Genomic DNA, 17998 nt, shown 5'->3' with positions numbered 1-17998 from the left:
AGCATTACCACTTTTTAAATTGAACGCTTGATCGAAATAAACTAAGATCGCCCGATAATGACGATCTGGCCCGCTTTACACCGTATTGCCAAGCCAGAATAGTGATCGCACTACAACACCAAGGTGAGGCTTAAAATTGTGTTAGCAGATTATTCGCTCTTGTTGATCAGTGCCATTTTGGTTAACAACTTCGTACTGGTGCAGTTCCTTGGCCTGTGCCCTTTCATGGGCGTGTCCAATAAGCTCGAAACTGCAATCGGCATGTCCAGTGCAACCACTTTTGTTCTCACGCTTGCTTCAATATGCAGCTGGCTAACCTACGAATGGTTGCTTATTCCACTAGGCTTGGAATATCTGCGCACTATCACTTTTATTCTAGTTATCGCCGTCGTCGTTCAATTTACGGAAATGGTTGTCCGTAAAACCAGCCCAATGCTGTACAAAGTATTGGGCGTGTTCTTGCCGCTCATCACCACCAACTGCGCCGTACTCGGTGTCGCCTTACTCAATATCAACAAAGATCACAGCTTTGTGGAATCAACCCTGTATGGTTTTGGTGCCGCTGCGGGCTTTTCCATGGTATTGGTTTTATTCGCCGCTATGCGCGAGCGAATCACCGCCGCCGATGTTCCCGAACCCTTTAAAGGCCCAGCCGTCGGTATGATTACCGCCGGTTTAATGTCACTTGCCTTTATGGGCTTTGCTGGGTTGGTATAGGCTAGAACAATGATCGAACTTATTGCGCAAAACCCATTTTTAGCCTCACTTTTGGCACTTGTAGGACTAGGCCTCGTATTTGGTGCCCTACTCGGCTTTGCTGCTGTGAAATTCAAAACTGAAGGCGACCCTATTGCCGACCAAATTGAGTCAATGTTGCCTCAAACCCAATGCGGTCAATGCGGTTACCCTGGTTGCCGTCCCTATGCCCAAGCAATTGCCGACGGTGACGACATCAACAAATGTCCACCAGGTGGCGAGGCGACCATTGCGGCCCTAGCTGACTTATTAGGGGTAGAAGCCAAGCCATTAGATGCTGCAGAAGAAGCCGTACCATCGGTCGCATTTATTCGCGAAGCGGAATGCATCGGCTGTACAAAATGTATTCAAGCCTGCCCTGTTGACGCCATACTCGGTTCCGCAAAACACATGCACACAGTCATTGCCAGTGAATGCACCGGATGTGATCTCTGCGTAGAACCCTGCCCGGTAGACTGTATTGATATGCGCCCCATTGAAACTAGCCTGCAAACCTGGCACTGGGACAAGCCCAGCTCACCCGAAGACCTTATTGCGTCAGACCGCAGCACCCACACACCAAGTGGAGCTGTAATATGAGACAGATATGGGATATTCACGGCGGCATTCATCCAGCAGAAAACAAAACCCAGTCGCTGCAAAATCCAATCGCAAATGCGGGTATTCCAGCCCAGCTTATTTTACCCCTCGCCCAGCACATTGGCGCACCTGCCAGCCCCATTGTAAAAGTGGGTGATCGCGTACTAAAAGGCCAGATGGTAGCCGAGGCCAAAGGTTTTGTGAGCGCACCGGTTCATGCACCAACATCAGGTGTTATTGCAGCAATAACATCCCATGTTATTCCACACCCCTCAGGAATGAGTGCGAACTGTATAATCATCGACACTGACGGCCAGGATGAATGGGCAGACCATCAAGGTATCGAAGATTACACCGCGCTAAGCAAGCTAGAATTGGTTGACCGAATTAGACAAGCTGGCATTGCCGGCATGGGCGGCGCAGGCTTTCCCTCAGCGGTAAAACTCAGTACCCGCGACGACAAACCAATCGAAACACTGATCCTCAATGGCACTGAATGCGAACCCTATATAACTGCTGACGATATTCTGATGCGTGAACGCGCTGCGGAGATTATCGCCGGCGCTCAAATTCTACGTCACATTATTAAGCCCAATAAAGAAACTATCATTGGCGTTGAAGACAACAAACCTGAGGGCATAACAGCGCTAAAAAAAGCCGCTGAAGGAACAGGCATAGATATTGTCGTGTTTCCGACCAAATATCCCTCAGGCGGCGAAAAGCAGCTTATTCAAATTTTAACCGGCAAAGAAGTACCCTCTGGCGGCCTCCCCTCAGATGTCGGTATTGTTTGTCAAAATATAGGCACAGCCACGGCAATTTACCGCGCTATTCAGTTTGGTGAGCCATTAATATCAAGAATAACCACAGTGACCGGCAATGCCTGTCAACAACCACAAAACTATGAGGTGTTACTAGGCACACCCGTCCAATATTTATTAGATAAAAGCGACTTCCAGAAAAACGACTGCATTCGTTTAATCATGGGTGGGCCAATGATGGGCTACACCCTGCAAGACACCGCCGTGCCTATTGTCAAAACTAGTAACTGTGTACTTGCACCAACAGTGGCCGAACTCCCGCCACCGCCACCAGCACAAGCCTGTATTCGCTGCGGCATGTGCGCTGAAGCTTGCCCGGTAAGCTTGCTGCCACAACAAATGTACTGGTTTTCTCGTGCTCAAGAGCATGAGAAATTAGAGGACCACCAACTATTTGACTGCATTGAATGCGGCGCCTGCTCCTATGTCTGCCCTAGCAACATCCCCTTGGTGCAATATTACCGAGCCTCAAAAGCTGAAATTCGACAAGCTCAGCAAGACAAAATCAAAGCTGAACGCTCAAAAGAACGTTTTGAGGCGCGCACCGCGAGACTAGAACAAGAAGCCGCCGAAAAAGAAGCTCGCCGCACAGCGCGAATGGAAGCCGCCAAAGCGAAAGCGGCGGCCGCCGCAAATACGCTTACGGATGCAAATAAATCAGATGTGATACAAGCAGCCATTGAGCGCAACAAAGCGAAAAAAGCCCAAACCGTCGACCCCGCCCAAGCCGCCATCGCACGCGCCCAAGCAAAACGAGACGGCAATGCCGAAGAAGAAACACCAGAACAAAAAACCGAACGCTTACAAAAATTATTAGCCAGCGCAGAGAAACGTTTAGCCGCAGCCAAAGAAAAACTCACATTAGCCCAAGAGCAGCAAAGTGATAACGCCGACGCTTTTGCAACCGCAGTGAGCAAAACAGAAGAAAAGCTCACCAACATTCAAAAAGAACTGGCAGAACACCAAGCCAGCCTAAATAAGCCGAAACAAGAAATAGCGACCGATTCCGCTGATCCAGCCCAAGCAGCAATTGCCCGCGCACTAGCAAAACGCGCCGGCAACAGTGCGGAAGAAAGTGATGCCGACAAAACAACTCGACTGCAAAACACGGTTGCCAGCATCACAAAACGCTTAGCCTCGGCCCAACAAAAATTGAGCATGGCGCAAGAACAAGGTGACGAAAATATTGCCGCCTTCACCACAGGGGTAGATAAAACCCAAGCCAAGCTGGATGCGGCTAAAAAGGAATTACGTGATCATCAAGATAAACTGGCCGCCCTTACACCAGAAGGCTCAGCACCCGAGGAATCCGCCCCAGAGGTCAACGACCCAGTTCAGGCAGCCATTGAGCGCGCCAAAGCCGCACGCGACGCTCAGGCAACAATGAGCGACACAGACAAACTGAAACAAAATATTACATCTTTGGAAAACCGAATTGCTCGCACCCAAGAAAAGCTCGATACCGCGCGCGCAAACAATGACGACAAGGCCGAGATACTCGCCGATTCACTAGCAAAGCTCGAAGAAAAATTAGACACCGCTCAGCAGCAGCTGAGTTAAACCCGACCAAACGAGTAGAAACAAGACTATGGGATTTTTAAAAGTCAGCTCACCTCACGCCCACGGCCCAATGAGCACCGCAAGGGTCATGCGCTTGGTGCTATTGGCTACCCTTCCCGGCCTATTTTCTCTAACTTGGTTTTTCGGTTTTGGAAGCATCATTAATGTGCTTTGGGCGAGTATCACGGCACTGACCTTTGAAGCCATCGCACTTAAACTTCGCAAGCGCCCTCTGGCATTTTACCTTAATGACTACAGCGCACTGGTAACGGCATTTTTATTAGGTATCGCCCTACCACCCGGCTCTCCGTTCTGGCTAATTATGATCGGTACGGGCTTTGCAATTTTAATCTGCAAACAACTCTATGGCGGTATGGGCTACAACCCATTTAACCCCGCCATGGCGGCCTACGTAATGTTGCTGATTTCATTCCCAGTCCAAATGACAACATGGCTAGCGCCACAAGGCAGCTTTGCCGGCAACCTTTTGGGGCCTATCGATGCCTTACGCTATTGTTTTGGCTTTGGCCGCGACACCATTGACGCCATCACAATGGCTACGCCCCTCGATGTGCTTAAACAAAATGATGCCTTACTGATAAAAGACTTATGGCAAGCGTCCCCGCAGTTTGGTCAGCTCTCTGGGATTGGCTGGGAATGGGTAAATATCGGTTTTTTACTGGGCGGCCTCTACTTACTCTATCGTCGTGTTTTTACTTGGCATGCTCCTGTAAGCATGTTGGCTTCACTGACCCTGATGTCCGCCCTATTTTACGACGGTGGCAGCTCAGCCTCCGGCGGCTCTCCGCTGTTCCATTTACTTAGTGGCGGCACAATGCTGGGAGCTTTCTTTATTGTGACCGATCCTGTTACATCTGCGGTCTCAAACCGAGGGCGCATTATTTACGGTGCCGTAATTGGCTTATTGGTTTACATCATTCGAGCTTGGGGAAACTACCCAGACGCCGTGGCATTTTCAGTCTTATTAATGAATTTTGCCGCCCCTTTTATTGATCATTACACTCAACCCAGAACCTATGGCCACAAGCTAAAAGACCGGCAGGGAGGGCAGTCATGAATATCCTCGGCCAATCCATCACCAAAAATGGTTTACTGCTCGGTCTTTTCGCCATAGTGACGACCGGTGTTATCGCTGGCACCTATCTCTCAACACGCGGCCTGATCCAAGACAATATTCGACACGCTGAAGAACGTGCTTTATTAGAAATATTCCCAAAGTCTGAGCATGATAACGCGATGCTAGACGACGCCATTACCGTCGATGATCACGACCTGCTAGGGCTGCGCGAAACTAAAAAACTCTACCGTGCAACCATGGAGGGTGAATTTGTCGGCGCGATTCTCCCCGCCACAGCCCGTGACGGCTACACCGGCGATATCGACATGATTGTGGGTATAAGACAAAACGGAACCATTTCTGGTGTGCGGGTACTTTCTCACCGAGAAACCCCAGGTTTAGGCGACCAAGTGGACTACAAAAAAAGCCAGTGGGTAGACGGCTTCGTGGGTAAAAGCTTAAATAACCCAAGCGACCCAAAATGGACTGTAAAAAAAGATCGCGGCATATTTGACCAATTTACCGGCGCGACCATAACCCCAAGAGCTGTCACACAAGCCGTCCATAAAGCTCTACAATACTATGACGCTAATTACCTAGTAATCAGCGCTAAAAGTAAAACCACAGCAGCGAGAAGCCAGCAATGAGTGACATCAGCTACCGCGACATATCACTAAACGGGTTATGGAAAAACAACCCGGCCATTGTCCAACTATTAGGACTTTGTCCCTTGCTGGCCGTTACCGGCTCGGTCATCAATGCCATCGGCATGGGCATAGCCACCATGCTAGTACTGACAGTGTCTAACACCGCGGTATCCATGATCCGAAGCTTCGCCTCAGACGCAATACGGCTGCCAGCCTTTGTTATGATCATAGCCGCCGCAGTAACCTGCATAGAGCTTCTTATGCAGGCATTCGCCTACGAATTATTCCAAATCCTCGGCATTTTTCTGCCACTGATTACCACCAACTGCGTTATTCTTGGTCGTGCTGACGCTTTCGCCTGTAAAAACAAAGTTTTGCCCGCCATGTATGACGGCTTCATCATGGGTGTCGGCTTCGCGGTCATATTAATATTACTAGGCGCCATCAGAGAAGTGATCGGCACCGGCGCTATCTTCGCCAATATGGACCTTCTCTTTGGTGAAGCGGCCAAACACTGGAGGATAGTTTTAGTAGACGACTACACCGCCGTCCTTGTAGCCATACTCCCACCCGGCGCCTTCATCTTCACTGGCTTGATCATCGCGCTGAAAAACATCATCGACACCGGCATCAAAAACCGTGAAGCCACTAAGACCGAAAAGGTTGCGCCAACGAGTAGACGCGTTCGGGTGACAGGGAATATTAGTTAATGTCGGCATGCAATCAATCACAATCAGTCGTTAACTGATACAAATATGCAGCGATTATTAAGTACATTGTAAGCGGCACAATGTGATAAAAAATCCCATCGACCAAAGCAAAAACAAACTGTGATATTAAAAATGCACCCAATAAACCCGCTGCCATCAATCGCTTAGTTAGAATAGATGTAATATAAATTCGGAAACTTGATAGCAGCATAATCATCACCCCAAAGCTACCTACAACACCAAATTCCAGTAAGAATTGAACTACAAAATTATGGGGCTGAACAATCCCTCCCATTCTTACCTTGAGCCGAAGAAAAGCCTCTGGCCCATATCCAAACAACCATGATTCATTTACATAAGGTAATGTTTGTAGCCAAATAACTGTTCTATTCGACGTTACTGCTCTAAGACTCTCTAGCTCAACCGACCTCACCATCGATGATAAGAGCATATGCGTTTCGCCACTCATCAACAATACAATGGCTCCACAAAGGAAAGCGACACCAGCAACACGTAGCTTCTTATAAAAAAACACCCTATGAGGCGATAACATCAACAACCCCAAAAACACGCCAAGTGATAACATTTGGCCACGAGCACCAGACCAAAATGTCAAAAATCCAAATAAAAAAAACAAAACAACGACAAGTGAAGGCTTAAATCTATCCTTTACAATCAACCAAGCAGACAACCCAATCAATAAAGCAAGATCATAATTAAAGTGTCGAATGTGCCTATAAATGGGAGGGCGCCCTTTCACGGATTTCCTCCACAACTCGATATCTTGCTGCCAATACATATAAGCCATATACAAAATTGCTAGCAGCACTACTATCAGCTTTNCATAATAAATTTGTTGCAAGCCCCTGCTTCCATGAACACGAAACCATGCCAGTACTGAAAAGAAGAAGGGTATTTGAATTAAGTATAATAATGATCGATAAATTCCATAAAAAGGGATATATAAGTAAAACCACCCCATAACCATAACAATCATTAGCAGAAGACAAACACGAAAAACTATCGAATGTTTATACGCCGAATAAGACTCTCGCAATACCTCAGGCGCTAAGAACAAGCAAAAAAATAACTGAACAACAGAAAAAAAGAAATTTACTTCGACAGAATTAAAGCTCAGTGTTGCAAGAACAGGAAAACAAACAACAACAAAAAGAAGAAGTGTGGCCATATAAAAACGACACTTTAGCAAATATTCACTAAACAAAACTTACTCCCCCTCACCAAAGACATGCTTGTTGTGACGCCGAATAATAGACAAGCCTTTCCCCACTAGCTCCCTACCATCCTCAACGTTGGAATAATCACCACCCTTAAGCAGGTCACGTTCCACACGAATACAACGCTGAATATCAGAGACTTCATGCAATAATATTTCACCGTAATTTCTAGCAGTACATTCTTGATGTACACCGCCACACTCTCCTGTACTTGTTGAACAGATAGTGTCATTAACTCGCACGGAAAGCTCTCCACTTTTCATTGAAATCGACCACGGCTTCTCAACATCCACAAATATATCCTTTCCTATAAACGCCGATTCCTCCTCGTTAATACCTAATAAGCTTAAAACTGTAGGAGGAATATCAATCTGCGAGCTCACTTGATTTATATGCCGAGGAGAAGTCAGGTTAGGAGAGTAAATCATTAATGGCATACGAAAAAATTGCTCGTTCTGCTCAACTAAACTTAGAGCTTTATTATCTGAAAACGACCAAATACCATGATCCGCAGTGACAACAACAATAGTATTTTTATAAAGCTTAGATTGTCTAAAAGCATCCCAAAATTTACCAAAAGCATAATCTTCGTAATAGACTGCTTTATTGTAATTTGAATACATAGCATTCTCTTGGGCATCCACACCCAAGTTAGGAAACTCAATATTCCATTCCCAATCGAAAGGATAGTGGCTACTCAAAGTTGTCACACTAGCAAAAAAAGGCCGTTCAGCCTCGTTAAGCAACTTAGTCATCATGTAATCATACATAGCCTCATCAGCAACACCCCAACCAATCTCGGACATATCTAATGATTTTCGTCGGGCCTGATCAAAAAACTGCAATTCTTCAAAGCCAACCGCCTTCATATACTTGTCACGACTATAAAACTCAGCTCTATTCCCATGAAAGTAAATAGACTTATACCCTTTCTTTTCAAGAATATGCGGAAGACAGGTGAGGTTTTTTATTTCATCAGCGTATTTAGAAATAGGTGGCTTACTATTATGATCAAAGATGCCACAAAAAATTGCGGTTTCTCCCTTCACTGTATAATTTGAGTTCGCATAAAATGTTGTTGCAACTGTATTTTCGCGAGCAAATTTATCAAAATTGGGAGTAACTGTGCGTCCACCGTTATAATGACCAATTAAAGATGCTCGCATTGACTCGAGCACAATAACAATCACATTGTAATCTTTCAGTTTACGGTCGATCGCTAAACCGCGATTCATTTCCGTAAACTCTTCATACCCTATTGCCGTTTTAGGTGACTCACTGGCGATACTGGTCGAGACAAAAAAGGCGTGAACTGGGCTGATATAAGAAGGAGCAAGACTAAATATGTTTAATTCTCGATACCGATCAAATGATATCGACAATATAGAACCGCTTATTGCAGCCCCAATAAGACCGAAGCAACACAACAAGATTGATGTTCTTGGCTTGACTCTTTCAATAGAAGAACTGCGAACAGCACAAACCAGAAAAAACATTGATAGCAATGTTAAAGTGACCGCATTTGCCTTATTGTCAAACACCGAGATGGCCCGAAAACTTGCAATTGAATCAGCGCCTAACTGCAATGCCTCGTAGTTGAAATAGGATTGAAAATATTGAAAATACCACCAGTTAGAGACAGTCAGCACAAACTGTATAAACCACGCCAGACTAACTACAACGCGAAACGCAGCCCTCCCCCAATACCCCGCAAAGCCACATGAAAACAGCACAAAACACAAAACGTAAAAGCTACTTAACAATCCTGATGGGTGTGGATTTAACTTGCCGAAATACGACATACCAAGGAATACTATCTCCATGAGCACTAGAAATATAATTGGAGAAATTCGTCGCATTCACTCTACTCAGTCTTAATATTAATCAAAAAAAAGCACCCTTAAAAAGGGTGCTTTTTGATATATACCGTACTAAAAATTAATCAAGCGTATATATCACCCATAAAATAAATAAAAAGGGAGCCTAAGCTCCCTTTTTATTCTAATACTAGCCAATAAAATCAAACATTTATTAGCGAGTCAATTAGCTTACCCTCGGCATGAACCTGGAAGGTATTTAGCAGGAACCGGTTCGCTGGCGCCAGGCCCGCAGATCCAACCACCAACTTGAGTAGGAATATTACCCACTTCTAATTCGACTCCCGCTGCATCTGTAGGTATTAGCTCTATCGTTTTCTCATCGATTAGTTCATCACCAAAGCCCTGGGTAGTTACAATCACTACGCCGTCATCATTTGTCTCAACTTTAGCAACATACTTTGATGTAGCTGTAGACGATTCACAACCCCAGCCCAATGCACCTGGCTCAGTCCCACTATTCGCAGTTTGGTAAACTTCCGAAATAGTTGTACGACACGCAGAACCGGCCAAAACGACTTCAGACATCTTCGCGCGAACGGTGTAATCCTGATAAGCCGGTAACGCAACTGCAGCCAAAATACCGATAATCGCAATAACGATCATCAGTTCGATCAATGTAAAACCTTGTTGTACTTGCTTCATAATACGCTCCAAAAGAACAGCTAATAAAGTGATGAGTCACTGAATATTTTTTTCAATCACGGTTAGTAGAGCATTTACCATGCCAGCCTTATTTGGGCCTAAAAATACCGATTTTCGGCCTAAGTGACTAATTTCGCCATACTTAACTACCGTGTTTAGGCAGCAAGTGACACTTTTCGTCACTCCCTGCAAAAGAGCCACCCAACCAAATAGCAAAACATAGCGCCATATAAAAACTCGCTTTGCCGTGATAGAACGTACCGTCGGTTAGCCCATGAAATGCAAGCGCAATCACTATCACTGAAGCAGACAATACCTCAGCATTGAAAGATAAAACTGACGAGCGCAGCCGCGAAACGCCCTGCTTAAGGCCGATAAAAAAAGCACCGTGACTGCCACACCCCACTCAACAAGAAACTGCACTATGACATTATGCGGCATACTTGTTCTTCGCAATTTTTCAGGAATAAACAAATACCCCTGAGACCCCAGCCCAAAAAGCCATTCATTGCGGATAGCTTCCAGGGAATACAACCAAATAGAAAGCCGTCCAGACGACAACCTATTAACATTTTCTGCTGCGACAGATCGCTCAATGGAGTTCAAAATACCATTCCAACGAAACGCTGCTGAAAAGTGTGCCGCGGCAATCGCCAGAATCACAACCGTTAGCATTATTAAAGTCAATCGAGTATTCAGTACGAGCTTTGTTCTGACGATGAAAGCAACACCAGCAAAGGTCAGCACTAAGGACAGCATTGAACCCCGGCCGCCCAACCAAAATAGGCACGATGTCACTAAAAACAAGCCCAAAGCGATAGCGACTAGTCCTTTCACTCGTGCTTCGCTCAGTAACAAAAATACGCCGGCAACCACTGCAACCACTGCAACCACTGCAACCACTGCAACCACTGCAACCATCATATTGTACCCGGCGTGACGTGCATGCCCAACAAAAGGAAAGCGGCTAAACCATGCGCTAGATGTGTGAATATCAACCTCTGGACTAAAATGCCAAACCATAATGGCCTGCACCACTACAAAGGCATTGCTAAATAACAACAAACAAAATACCCAGCGCAAGGGAGGCTGATAACGCTTTAAATAAACCAACATACAGACAAAAAACATGATATGGCTGATTGTCTCGTAATAACGCGCTCGACCAATGCTGATATAAGCCAAATTATAAGGTGAGAGAAACAGCGAAAACGTAATACTAACCAACCACGCGGCGAGCAGCATGCTCACAACGGGCCTAGCTTTGATAATGGCGACAAAGGGTTTAAGCCCACAAACACCAAACAAACGCCCGAAAACACCAACTCATGGAACATGACAATACGTGAATATCCTAAATCCCATGTCCCTGTTGTAATCGATACACTTAATAAAATTGCTAGCAACAGTAGAAACAGGATTGATTCAGGGCGTGTCGCATCCAAACCAAATACTGTTCTCGTAGAAGCTATTTGCATATTAAAACCTTCAAAATCGGTAAGAGATTCAGCCACAATATTGCTGGCCTGTATTTTCTGAGCTAACAAAGTAAGCAATTTGAACACCAATAAACCGCCTACTACTTCTTATTCATGTTTACCGCTAGACTGGTAAGTCGATTAGGCTTGGGATTTAAACTACAATCAAGTAATACGGCTTGCATCAACCCATAACACCAAACAGATTTTACACAGGCGGCACATGAATAGCTCTGCAACTCCTTTAAATGGCCTGGCAAGACGACTGGTATACGATGAAATACTAGACGAAGACACAGTGCGTAAAGCCCAGGAAGCCGCACAGAAAGGCAAAATAAGCCTCGTTTCCTACATTGTAGATAAACAGCTTGCAGACGGTATTCATATTGCTGAAATTGCTGCCGATGAGTTTGGTATTCCATTTATTGATCTGCGTGCTTATACAACTGAACTAGCGCCGCAAAAAATCATTGATAACAAGCTCATCAAGCTGCATAAAACTCTACCGCTGTGGAAACGGGGTAAACGCTTGTTTATTGGCATGGCTGACCCAACAAACATTCACGCACTTGACCAGATCAAATTCCACACCGGCTTAACTACTGAGCCTATTATTGTTGAAGACGCTGCGCTCAACTCCGCCATTGAAAAATACCTCTCCTCCCAAGAAGAGTCGCTCTCTGACAGCCTTGGTGACATGGATGATGTCAGCCTTGAGAACCTTGACATTGAAACCGTAGATGAAGACGGAGGCAGTGACGTTGATCTCAGTGGTGCCGATGAAGCCCCCGTAGTTAAATTCGTCAATAAAGTACTGTTAGACGCAATACGTGGCGGCGCATCGGATATTCACTTTGAGCCTTATGAAAAAATATACCGCGTTCGCTTTCGTACCGACGGAATTTTACAAGAAGTAGCTCGCCCCCCAGCATCTTTGGGCTATAGGCTAGCAGCACGTTTGAAAGTTATGTCACAGATGGATATTTCTGAACGGCGCATCCCTCAAGATGGCCGAATTAAGATGAAATTATCCAAAACTCGTGCCATCGATTTTCGGGTAAATACCCTGCCCACTCTTTGGGGTGAAAAAGTGGTGCTACGGATTCTTGACCCGAGTTCAGCACAAATGGGGATTGATGCCCTTGGCTATGAACCCGAACAAAAAGAAATGTATATGAAAGCCTTGAATCAACCGCAAGGCATGATTCTGGTTACAGGCCCCACTGGCTCGGGTAAAACGGTTTCGCTCTACACCGGCTTGAACATTTTGAACACCCCTGAGAGAAATATCTCTACTGCGGAAGACCCCGTCGAGATAAACCTTGAAGGGATTAATCAGGTGCACGTTAATGCCAAGGTTGGCCTTGGCTTCCCTGAAGCACTGCGCTCCTTTCTTCGCCAAGACCCTGACATCATCATGGTTGGTGAGATTCGTGACCTTGAAACCGCTGAAATTGGTATTAAAGCCGCACAAACCGGTCACCTTGTTTTATCAACGCTCCACACTAACAGTGCACCAGAAACATTAACTCGATTGTTGAACATGGGGGTGCCTGCCTTTAACGTTGCCACGTCTGTCAGCTTAATTATTGCCCAGCGCCTAGCGCGGCGGTTATGCAAAGAATGCGCAGTACCACTGGATGTACCCAAGCAAACGCTGCTAGACGAAGGGTTTAGCGAAGCACAGCTCGAAACTGCCACTATAATGCACCCTGTAGGCTGTGACCGCTGCAATAACGGTTATAAAGGACGAGTTGGGATTTACGAAGTGGTTCGCATTACAGCAGATATTTCCCGTATTATTATGGAAAATGGTAATTCTCTAGAAATTGCAGCTCAAGCGCAAAAAGAGGGCTTTCCGAATTTACGCCAGTCCGCACTCAAAAAATGTGCCCAGGGCGTGACCAGCCTTGAAGAAGTAAACCGTGTGACCAAGGATTAATAATGGCGACAACATCAAAAACTCAGGTTTTTGTCTGGCATGGCGTAGACAAACAAGGGCGTAAAACCCGCGGGGAGTTAAGCGCCGGATCCAGCGCCTTAGTTAAAGCACACCTTCGCAAACAAGGTATTGCGGCCAAAAACGTCAAGAAAAAACCCAAACCTCTGTTTAGCAACAGAAAGCCGATTAAACCTGCCGATATCGCCATATTCACAAGGCAGATGGCCACCATGCTTAAAGCCGGTGTTCCTTTGGTTCAAAGTTTCGATATAGTCGCCGAGGGTGTAGAAAACCCGACAATGCAAGAGCTCGTCATTGATATTAAAAATGAGGTGGCTTCGGGCGGTGGCTTTGCCCCTGCCTGCGCCAAACACCCAAAATATTTCGATGAGCTATTTTGTAGTTTAATTGCTTCAGGTGAACAATCGGGTACCTTAGAAGTGATGCTGGACCGAGTGGCCACCTACAAAGAAAAAACTGAAGCATTAAAAGCCAAAATTAAAAAAGCACTTACTTACCCTATTGCGGTACTGGTCGTAGCCGCTATTGTTACCAGCATTTTGCTCATAAAAGTTGTACCTCAATTTGCTATTACCTTCGAAAGCTTTGGCTCCGACTTACCGGCGTTCACAAAACTAGTAGTCTCAATGTCAGAATGGATGCAAGCCAATTGGTATATATTGTTGGGCATTTTTGTCGTTGCTGGCTTTTCCTTTAAAACCGCTAGAGAAAAATCGAAACCGTTCTCCGATGGGGTTGATAAGGTTATGCTCAAAATACCTGTCGTTGGCGATATTGTGTTTAACTCCGTCATCGCACGATTTTCTAGAACATTGGCAACCACCTTTGGCGCAGGTGTCCCTCTAGTAGATGCTCTGAACTCTGTCGCAGGTGCAGCGGGTAACGCCGTGTACACTAAAGCGATTCTGCAAATTCGCGACGATGTCACTACCGGTCAAACACTCTATTCCTCCATTAAATTCACTAATTTATTCCCTAGTATGCTCCTTCAAATGGTGTCGATTGGTGAAGAATCTGGCTCCCTAGATGACATGCTAGACAAAGTGGCTACCCATTTTGAAGAGGCCGTCGATAATGCGGTGGATACACTTACCGCCCTGTTAGAACCCTTTATTATGTCGATATTAGGGGTACTTGTGGGCGGTTTGATGATCGCCATGTATCTTCCAATCTTTATGCTTGGCTCTGCAATGTAAGAAGACCGCCGCTCACTTCATGAGCGGCTCACCAATGTATTCACCACTCTGAGAATGTTATGACTTTATTTGAGGCTTTTGCCAATGCCCCAATCCTCACCATAAGCCTCGTGGGAGTACTTGGTTTAATGATGGGCAGCTTTTTCAATGTTGTCATTTATCGACTCCCAAAAATGATGGAAGCAAATTGGCTGCAGGAATGTGAATACTTACTAGCAGAGCATGGATCAACGCCATCGCAAAGTGATGAAAGTACTAGTTTCAATCTTGCATTTCCAAACTCCCACTGCCCCGCATGCAAAACACCCATTAAAATTTGGCAAAACCTTCCTGTTATTAGTTACCTATTACTTCGTGGCCGCTGTGCAAACTGCCAAGCTAGTATTAGCATCCGCTATCCTCTTATTGAGGTTATCACGGCTCTAATAAGCATTATTCCTTTATTTGCAATTGGGATAACACCCCACGCATTTGCAATCATAATTTTTAGTTGGATGTTGCTTGTTCTTACAGTAATTGATATTGATCACCAATTGCTGCCTGACCAAATTACCCTCCCGCTTCTGTGGCTAGGGCTTTTATACAACAGTGTGTTTCAGCACATTCCCATTGCCGACGCACTATGGGGAGCAATGGCCGGCTATCTCATTTTATGGAGCGTATTCTGGCTTTTTAAAATAGTAACGGGCAAAGAAGGAATGGGCTATGGCGACTTTAAATTACTTGCGGCATTAGGTGCGTGGCTCGGCTGGCAGTATCTGCCACTGATTATTTTATTATCATCACTTGTCGGCGCAGTATTCGGCGGCATTATTTTAGTTGCTCAGCGTAACGCTACCTCAACCCCTATGCCATTTGGCCCCTATTTAACAGGTGCGGGATGGATTGCCGTGTTTTGGGGCGATGTAATTATCGAGACTTATCTTGGTATCGCAGGGTTTAAATAGATCATACTGACAGAAACTACTTCATTGATTAAACTCAAACTATGAGTCATTTTATTGTAGGCCTAACAGGCGGCATAGGTAGCGGAAAATCTGCCGTTTCCGAACGCTTCGCTAAACTCGGTGTCGGTATCGTAGATGCGGACATTGTATCGAGGCAAGTTGTAGAACCCGGCACAGCAGCACTAGCCTCCATAGCCCAACATTTTGGCAAACATTTGCTACTTAACAATGGTCAGCTAGATCGAGCGGCGCTCCGACAGACAATTTTTTCTCAGCCTGACGCCAAAACCTGGCTAGAGGCTTTGTTACACCCCTTGATCGCAGCAGAAACAATCAAACAACTAAACGACATTCGTAGCAGTTACGCTATGTATGTCTCACCACTACTGGTAGAGAGCAAGCAGCAGACAATGTGCCAACGCTTAGTTGTGGTTGATGTACCTGTGAAGATCCAATTAGAGCGCACAATGAGTCGCGATAGCAACGAGCAGGCCCAGGTAGAGCGAATTATTGCAAGCCAAGCTAGCCGCGAAGAACGGCTAGCCGCAGCTAGCGATGTTATTGATAATACGGCAAACTTTGCCGATCTTGATCGACAAGTAAGCACCCTGCATCTGCAATTTTTAAAACTAGCTAGAGCTACATCATGAATACGCCCAACACGAAAACATCAAAGGTACCCTGCCCCAATTGCGGAACCGAACTGATATGGGATAAGCAAAATAGCTTCAGACCATTTTGCTCGGCCAATTGTAAAAACAACGACTTGGTGGCTTGGGCCAATGAAGAGCATGCAATACCCGGAGAGCCTATGGAAGACGTGTTTAGCGATGATTTAGAGAGAGGGATTTAACGTTTTAAAGAAATGGACCATCACTTCTCATTTAGGCCGTTTAGGATGGCATCAATAATCGCCTCATTGGCCTTGGGAAATTGATACTCAGAGAGCTTATCTGGGGTCACCCAGCATAATGGCTGGCCTTCTTTACCGACAGCCTCGCCAGTAAATTCAGACACAAGCCAAACATCTAGCAGTACGTCTTTATCGGTGTAGCTATGCTGTATTTCAATTAATTGAACACAGCGATCAGTATGAATACTAATCCCGAGCTCTTCATCTAATTCACGAAGCAGCGCCTCACAAACTGACTCTCCAAGCTCGACCTTTCCTCCGGGAAACTCCCACAGTCCACCTTGATGCGCACCCTCATGCCGCCGTGCAATGAGTATCTGCCCTTGCGAATTAAAAACAACCCCCACCGCAACATGGACGCACGGATTAACTTCGGTATTCGGCATTGATTTTTACGTAGTCGTAAGAGAAATCTGTCGTCCACACTGTCTCTTTATGTTGACCACGATGTAGGTTAATACGAATAACGATTTCTGCATTTTTCATCACAGCTGCACCAGCTTCTTCAGTATAGCTCTGCGCTCTGCCACCGTTTTCCGTAATCAAGACGTCACCAAGGTGTACCGTCAACGTCGATACATCCAAGGAATCAACACCAGCACGCCCAATCGCCGCTAGAATACGCCCCCAGTTCGGGTCACTGGCAAATAGCGCAGTTTTAACCAACGGAGATTCGGCCACTGCATAAGCCACCTTCAGTGCTTCGGTCACATCCTTAGCACCATCAACTTCAACGGCAACAAATTTAGTCGCGCCTTCGCCATCTCGTACAATCGCATGAGCCAGCTCAAGAAACACCTCATTAAATACCTTTTGCAGCGTATTAAACACCGCCCCCTCTGACACCGATAAAACATCCCCACCGGCGCGACCGGTAGCAACTAAAACACAGGAATCATTGGTGGAGGTATCACCGTCAATAGTGATGCGATTAAAAGAGGCTTCAGCTGCAACATCGAGCATTTCTTGCAAAATATTGGGCGCTATTGCCGCATCCGTCGCAACATAGCCGAGCATCGTAGCCATATTAGGCTTTATCATCCCAGCACCTTTAGAGATGCCGGTCACCGTAATTGTACGACCGTTAATATCTATCTGTCTTGAGGTAGCCTTTGGCCGCGTATCGGTGGTCATAATACCACTAGCGGCTTGTGACCATGCATTATCCGATAGCGCGCCGACCGCAGCCGGCAATGCCGTGATTAACTTTTCAACAGGTAATTTTTCGCCGATAACACCGGTAGAAAAAGGAAGTATCTGCTCCGCTGTAACTCCCACTTCTGCCGCTAATGCCGCACATGATGACTTCGCATCGATCATGCCGATTTCACCAGTACCCGCATTTGCATTACCCGTATTGATAAGCAAATAACGCGGCGATACTTCCGCTAGATGTTTTTTGGCAAGAGTAACTGGTGCCGCACAGAAAGCATTTAAGGTAAAGACCCCAGCAACAGAACTGCCCTCTGCTAATTCAAAAACAACCGTATCAATACGCCCGGTTTTTTTTATTCCCGCGCTGGCCACACCAATCCGCACACCATCTACACGGTGCAAGGTACCTAATTCACCAGAACCTACTGCCATGAT

The 17998-nt window shown here is 45.8% G+C and carries 18 protein-coding genes; 11 read left to right on the top strand and 7 right to left on the bottom strand.

Features of this window, described 5'->3' with window-relative positions; genetic code table 11:
* Positions 1 to 138 precede the first annotated feature (138 nt).
* The 6 genes from rsxA to AELLOGFF_RS02995 are packed head-to-tail and all read left to right on the top strand — an operon-like array spanning position 139 to position 6151.
* The gene (gene rsxA, locus AELLOGFF_RS03020; protein WP_159267279.1) at positions 139 to 717 is read left to right on the top strand and encodes an electron transport complex subunit RsxA; all 579 of its coding nucleotides are present in this window, start codon (positions 139 to 141) and stop codon (positions 715 to 717) included.
* Between the two features lie 9 nt (positions 718 to 726).
* Complete coding sequence (gene rsxB, locus AELLOGFF_RS03015; protein ID WP_159267278.1) at positions 727 to 1335, top strand: electron transport complex subunit RsxB; 609 nt, start codon at positions 727 to 729, stop codon at positions 1333 to 1335.
* Entirely contained in the window at positions 1332 to 3716 is a 2385-nt protein-coding gene (gene rsxC / locus AELLOGFF_RS03010; RefSeq protein ID WP_159267277.1) for an electron transport complex subunit RsxC, read from the top strand. Before rsxB ends, rsxC begins: the two co-directional genes overlap by 4 nt.
* Before the next feature lie 28 nt (positions 3717 to 3744).
* Positions 3745 to 4794, top strand: coding sequence for an electron transport complex subunit RsxD (gene rsxD, locus AELLOGFF_RS03005; RefSeq protein ID WP_159267276.1), 1050 nt, complete (start codon positions 3745 to 3747; stop codon positions 4792 to 4794).
* Positions 4791 to 5441, top strand: coding sequence for an electron transport complex subunit RsxG (rsxG, locus tag AELLOGFF_RS03000; protein ID WP_159267275.1), 651 nt, complete (start codon positions 4791 to 4793; stop codon positions 5439 to 5441). The genes rsxD and rsxG overlap by 4 nt, the downstream gene beginning before the upstream one ends.
* Positions 5438 to 6151, top strand: a complete 714-nt coding sequence (locus AELLOGFF_RS02995; protein ID WP_159267274.1) for an electron transport complex subunit E — start codon at positions 5438 to 5440, stop codon at positions 6149 to 6151. The genes rsxG and AELLOGFF_RS02995 overlap by 4 nt, the downstream gene beginning before the upstream one ends.
* 13 nt (positions 6152 to 6164) lie before the next feature.
* Here the strand turns inward: AELLOGFF_RS02995 and AELLOGFF_RS02990 are convergent, their stop codons facing one another.
* From AELLOGFF_RS02990 to AELLOGFF_RS02970, 5 genes are all read right to left on the bottom strand, one after another.
* A complete protein-coding gene (locus AELLOGFF_RS02990) occupies positions 6165 to 7340 on the bottom strand; it encodes an O-antigen ligase family protein (protein ID WP_159267273.1) in 1176 nt (391 codons plus the stop codon).
* 39 nt (positions 7341 to 7379) lie between these two features.
* Positions 7380 to 9248, bottom strand: coding sequence for an LTA synthase family protein (locus AELLOGFF_RS02985; protein ID WP_159267272.1), 1869 nt, complete (start codon positions 9246 to 9248; stop codon positions 7380 to 7382).
* A 189-nt stretch (positions 9249 to 9437) separates the two neighbouring features.
* Entirely contained in the window at positions 9438 to 9911 is a 474-nt protein-coding gene (locus AELLOGFF_RS02980) for a pilin (RefSeq protein WP_159267271.1), read from the bottom strand.
* Between the two features lie 297 nt (positions 9912 to 10208).
* Positions 10209 to 11156: an O-antigen ligase family protein gene (locus tag AELLOGFF_RS02975; protein ID WP_235035582.1), complete on the bottom strand. Its 948-nt coding sequence runs from the start codon at positions 11154 to 11156 to the stop codon at positions 10209 to 10211.
* A 2-nt stretch (positions 11157 to 11158) separates the two neighbouring features.
* On the bottom strand, positions 11159 to 11476 hold the full coding sequence (locus AELLOGFF_RS02970) for a hypothetical protein (RefSeq protein ID WP_159267269.1): 318 nt from the start codon (positions 11474 to 11476) through the stop codon (positions 11159 to 11161).
* Positions 11477 to 11612: 136 nt separating this feature from the next.
* On the opposite strand from AELLOGFF_RS02970, the gene pilB reads away from it, so the two are divergent.
* From pilB to AELLOGFF_RS02945, 5 genes are read left to right on the top strand one after another with little or no spacing between them, the layout of a single operon-like run.
* The gene (gene pilB, locus AELLOGFF_RS02965; RefSeq protein ID WP_159267268.1) at positions 11613 to 13331 is read left to right on the top strand and encodes a type IV-A pilus assembly ATPase PilB; all 1719 of its coding nucleotides are present in this window, start codon (positions 11613 to 11615) and stop codon (positions 13329 to 13331) included.
* Between the two features lie 2 nt (positions 13332 to 13333).
* Positions 13334 to 14548 (top strand): type II secretion system F family protein, encoded by a 1215-nt coding sequence (locus AELLOGFF_RS02960; RefSeq protein WP_159267267.1) that lies wholly within the window; start codon positions 13334 to 13336, stop codon positions 14546 to 14548.
* Positions 14549 to 14607: 59 nt separating this feature from the next.
* The gene (locus AELLOGFF_RS02955; RefSeq protein ID WP_159267266.1) at positions 14608 to 15495 is read left to right on the top strand and encodes a prepilin peptidase; all 888 of its coding nucleotides are present in this window, start codon (positions 14608 to 14610) and stop codon (positions 15493 to 15495) included.
* Between the two features lie 41 nt (positions 15496 to 15536).
* Complete coding sequence (gene coaE, locus AELLOGFF_RS02950; protein WP_159267265.1) at positions 15537 to 16145, top strand: dephospho-CoA kinase; 609 nt, start codon at positions 15537 to 15539, stop codon at positions 16143 to 16145.
* Positions 16142 to 16348, top strand: a complete 207-nt coding sequence (locus tag AELLOGFF_RS02945; protein WP_159267264.1) for a DNA gyrase inhibitor YacG — start codon at positions 16142 to 16144, stop codon at positions 16346 to 16348. The genes coaE and AELLOGFF_RS02945 overlap by 4 nt, the downstream gene beginning before the upstream one ends.
* Positions 16349 to 16368: 20 nt before the next feature.
* Here the strand turns inward: AELLOGFF_RS02945 and mutT are convergent, their stop codons facing one another.
* Together mutT and argJ are read right to left on the bottom strand one after the other, a co-directional pair.
* Entirely contained in the window at positions 16369 to 16794 is a 426-nt protein-coding gene (gene mutT / locus AELLOGFF_RS02940) for an 8-oxo-dGTP diphosphatase MutT (RefSeq protein WP_159267263.1), read from the bottom strand.
* On the bottom strand, positions 16775 to 17995 hold the full coding sequence (argJ, locus tag AELLOGFF_RS02935) for a bifunctional glutamate N-acetyltransferase/amino-acid acetyltransferase ArgJ (protein WP_159267262.1): 1221 nt from the start codon (positions 17993 to 17995) through the stop codon (positions 16775 to 16777). Before argJ ends, mutT begins: the two co-directional genes overlap by 20 nt.
* Between the last annotated feature and the right edge of the window lie 3 nt (positions 17996 to 17998).

It is taken from the genome of Zhongshania aliphaticivorans (assembly GCF_902705875.1).
GTDB lineage: Bacteria > Pseudomonadota > Gammaproteobacteria > Pseudomonadales > Spongiibacteraceae > Spongiibacter > Spongiibacter aliphaticivorans_A.
The sequence above is the reverse complement of the archived record's forward strand: the minus strand, read 5'-3'. Positions and strand labels throughout refer to the sequence as shown.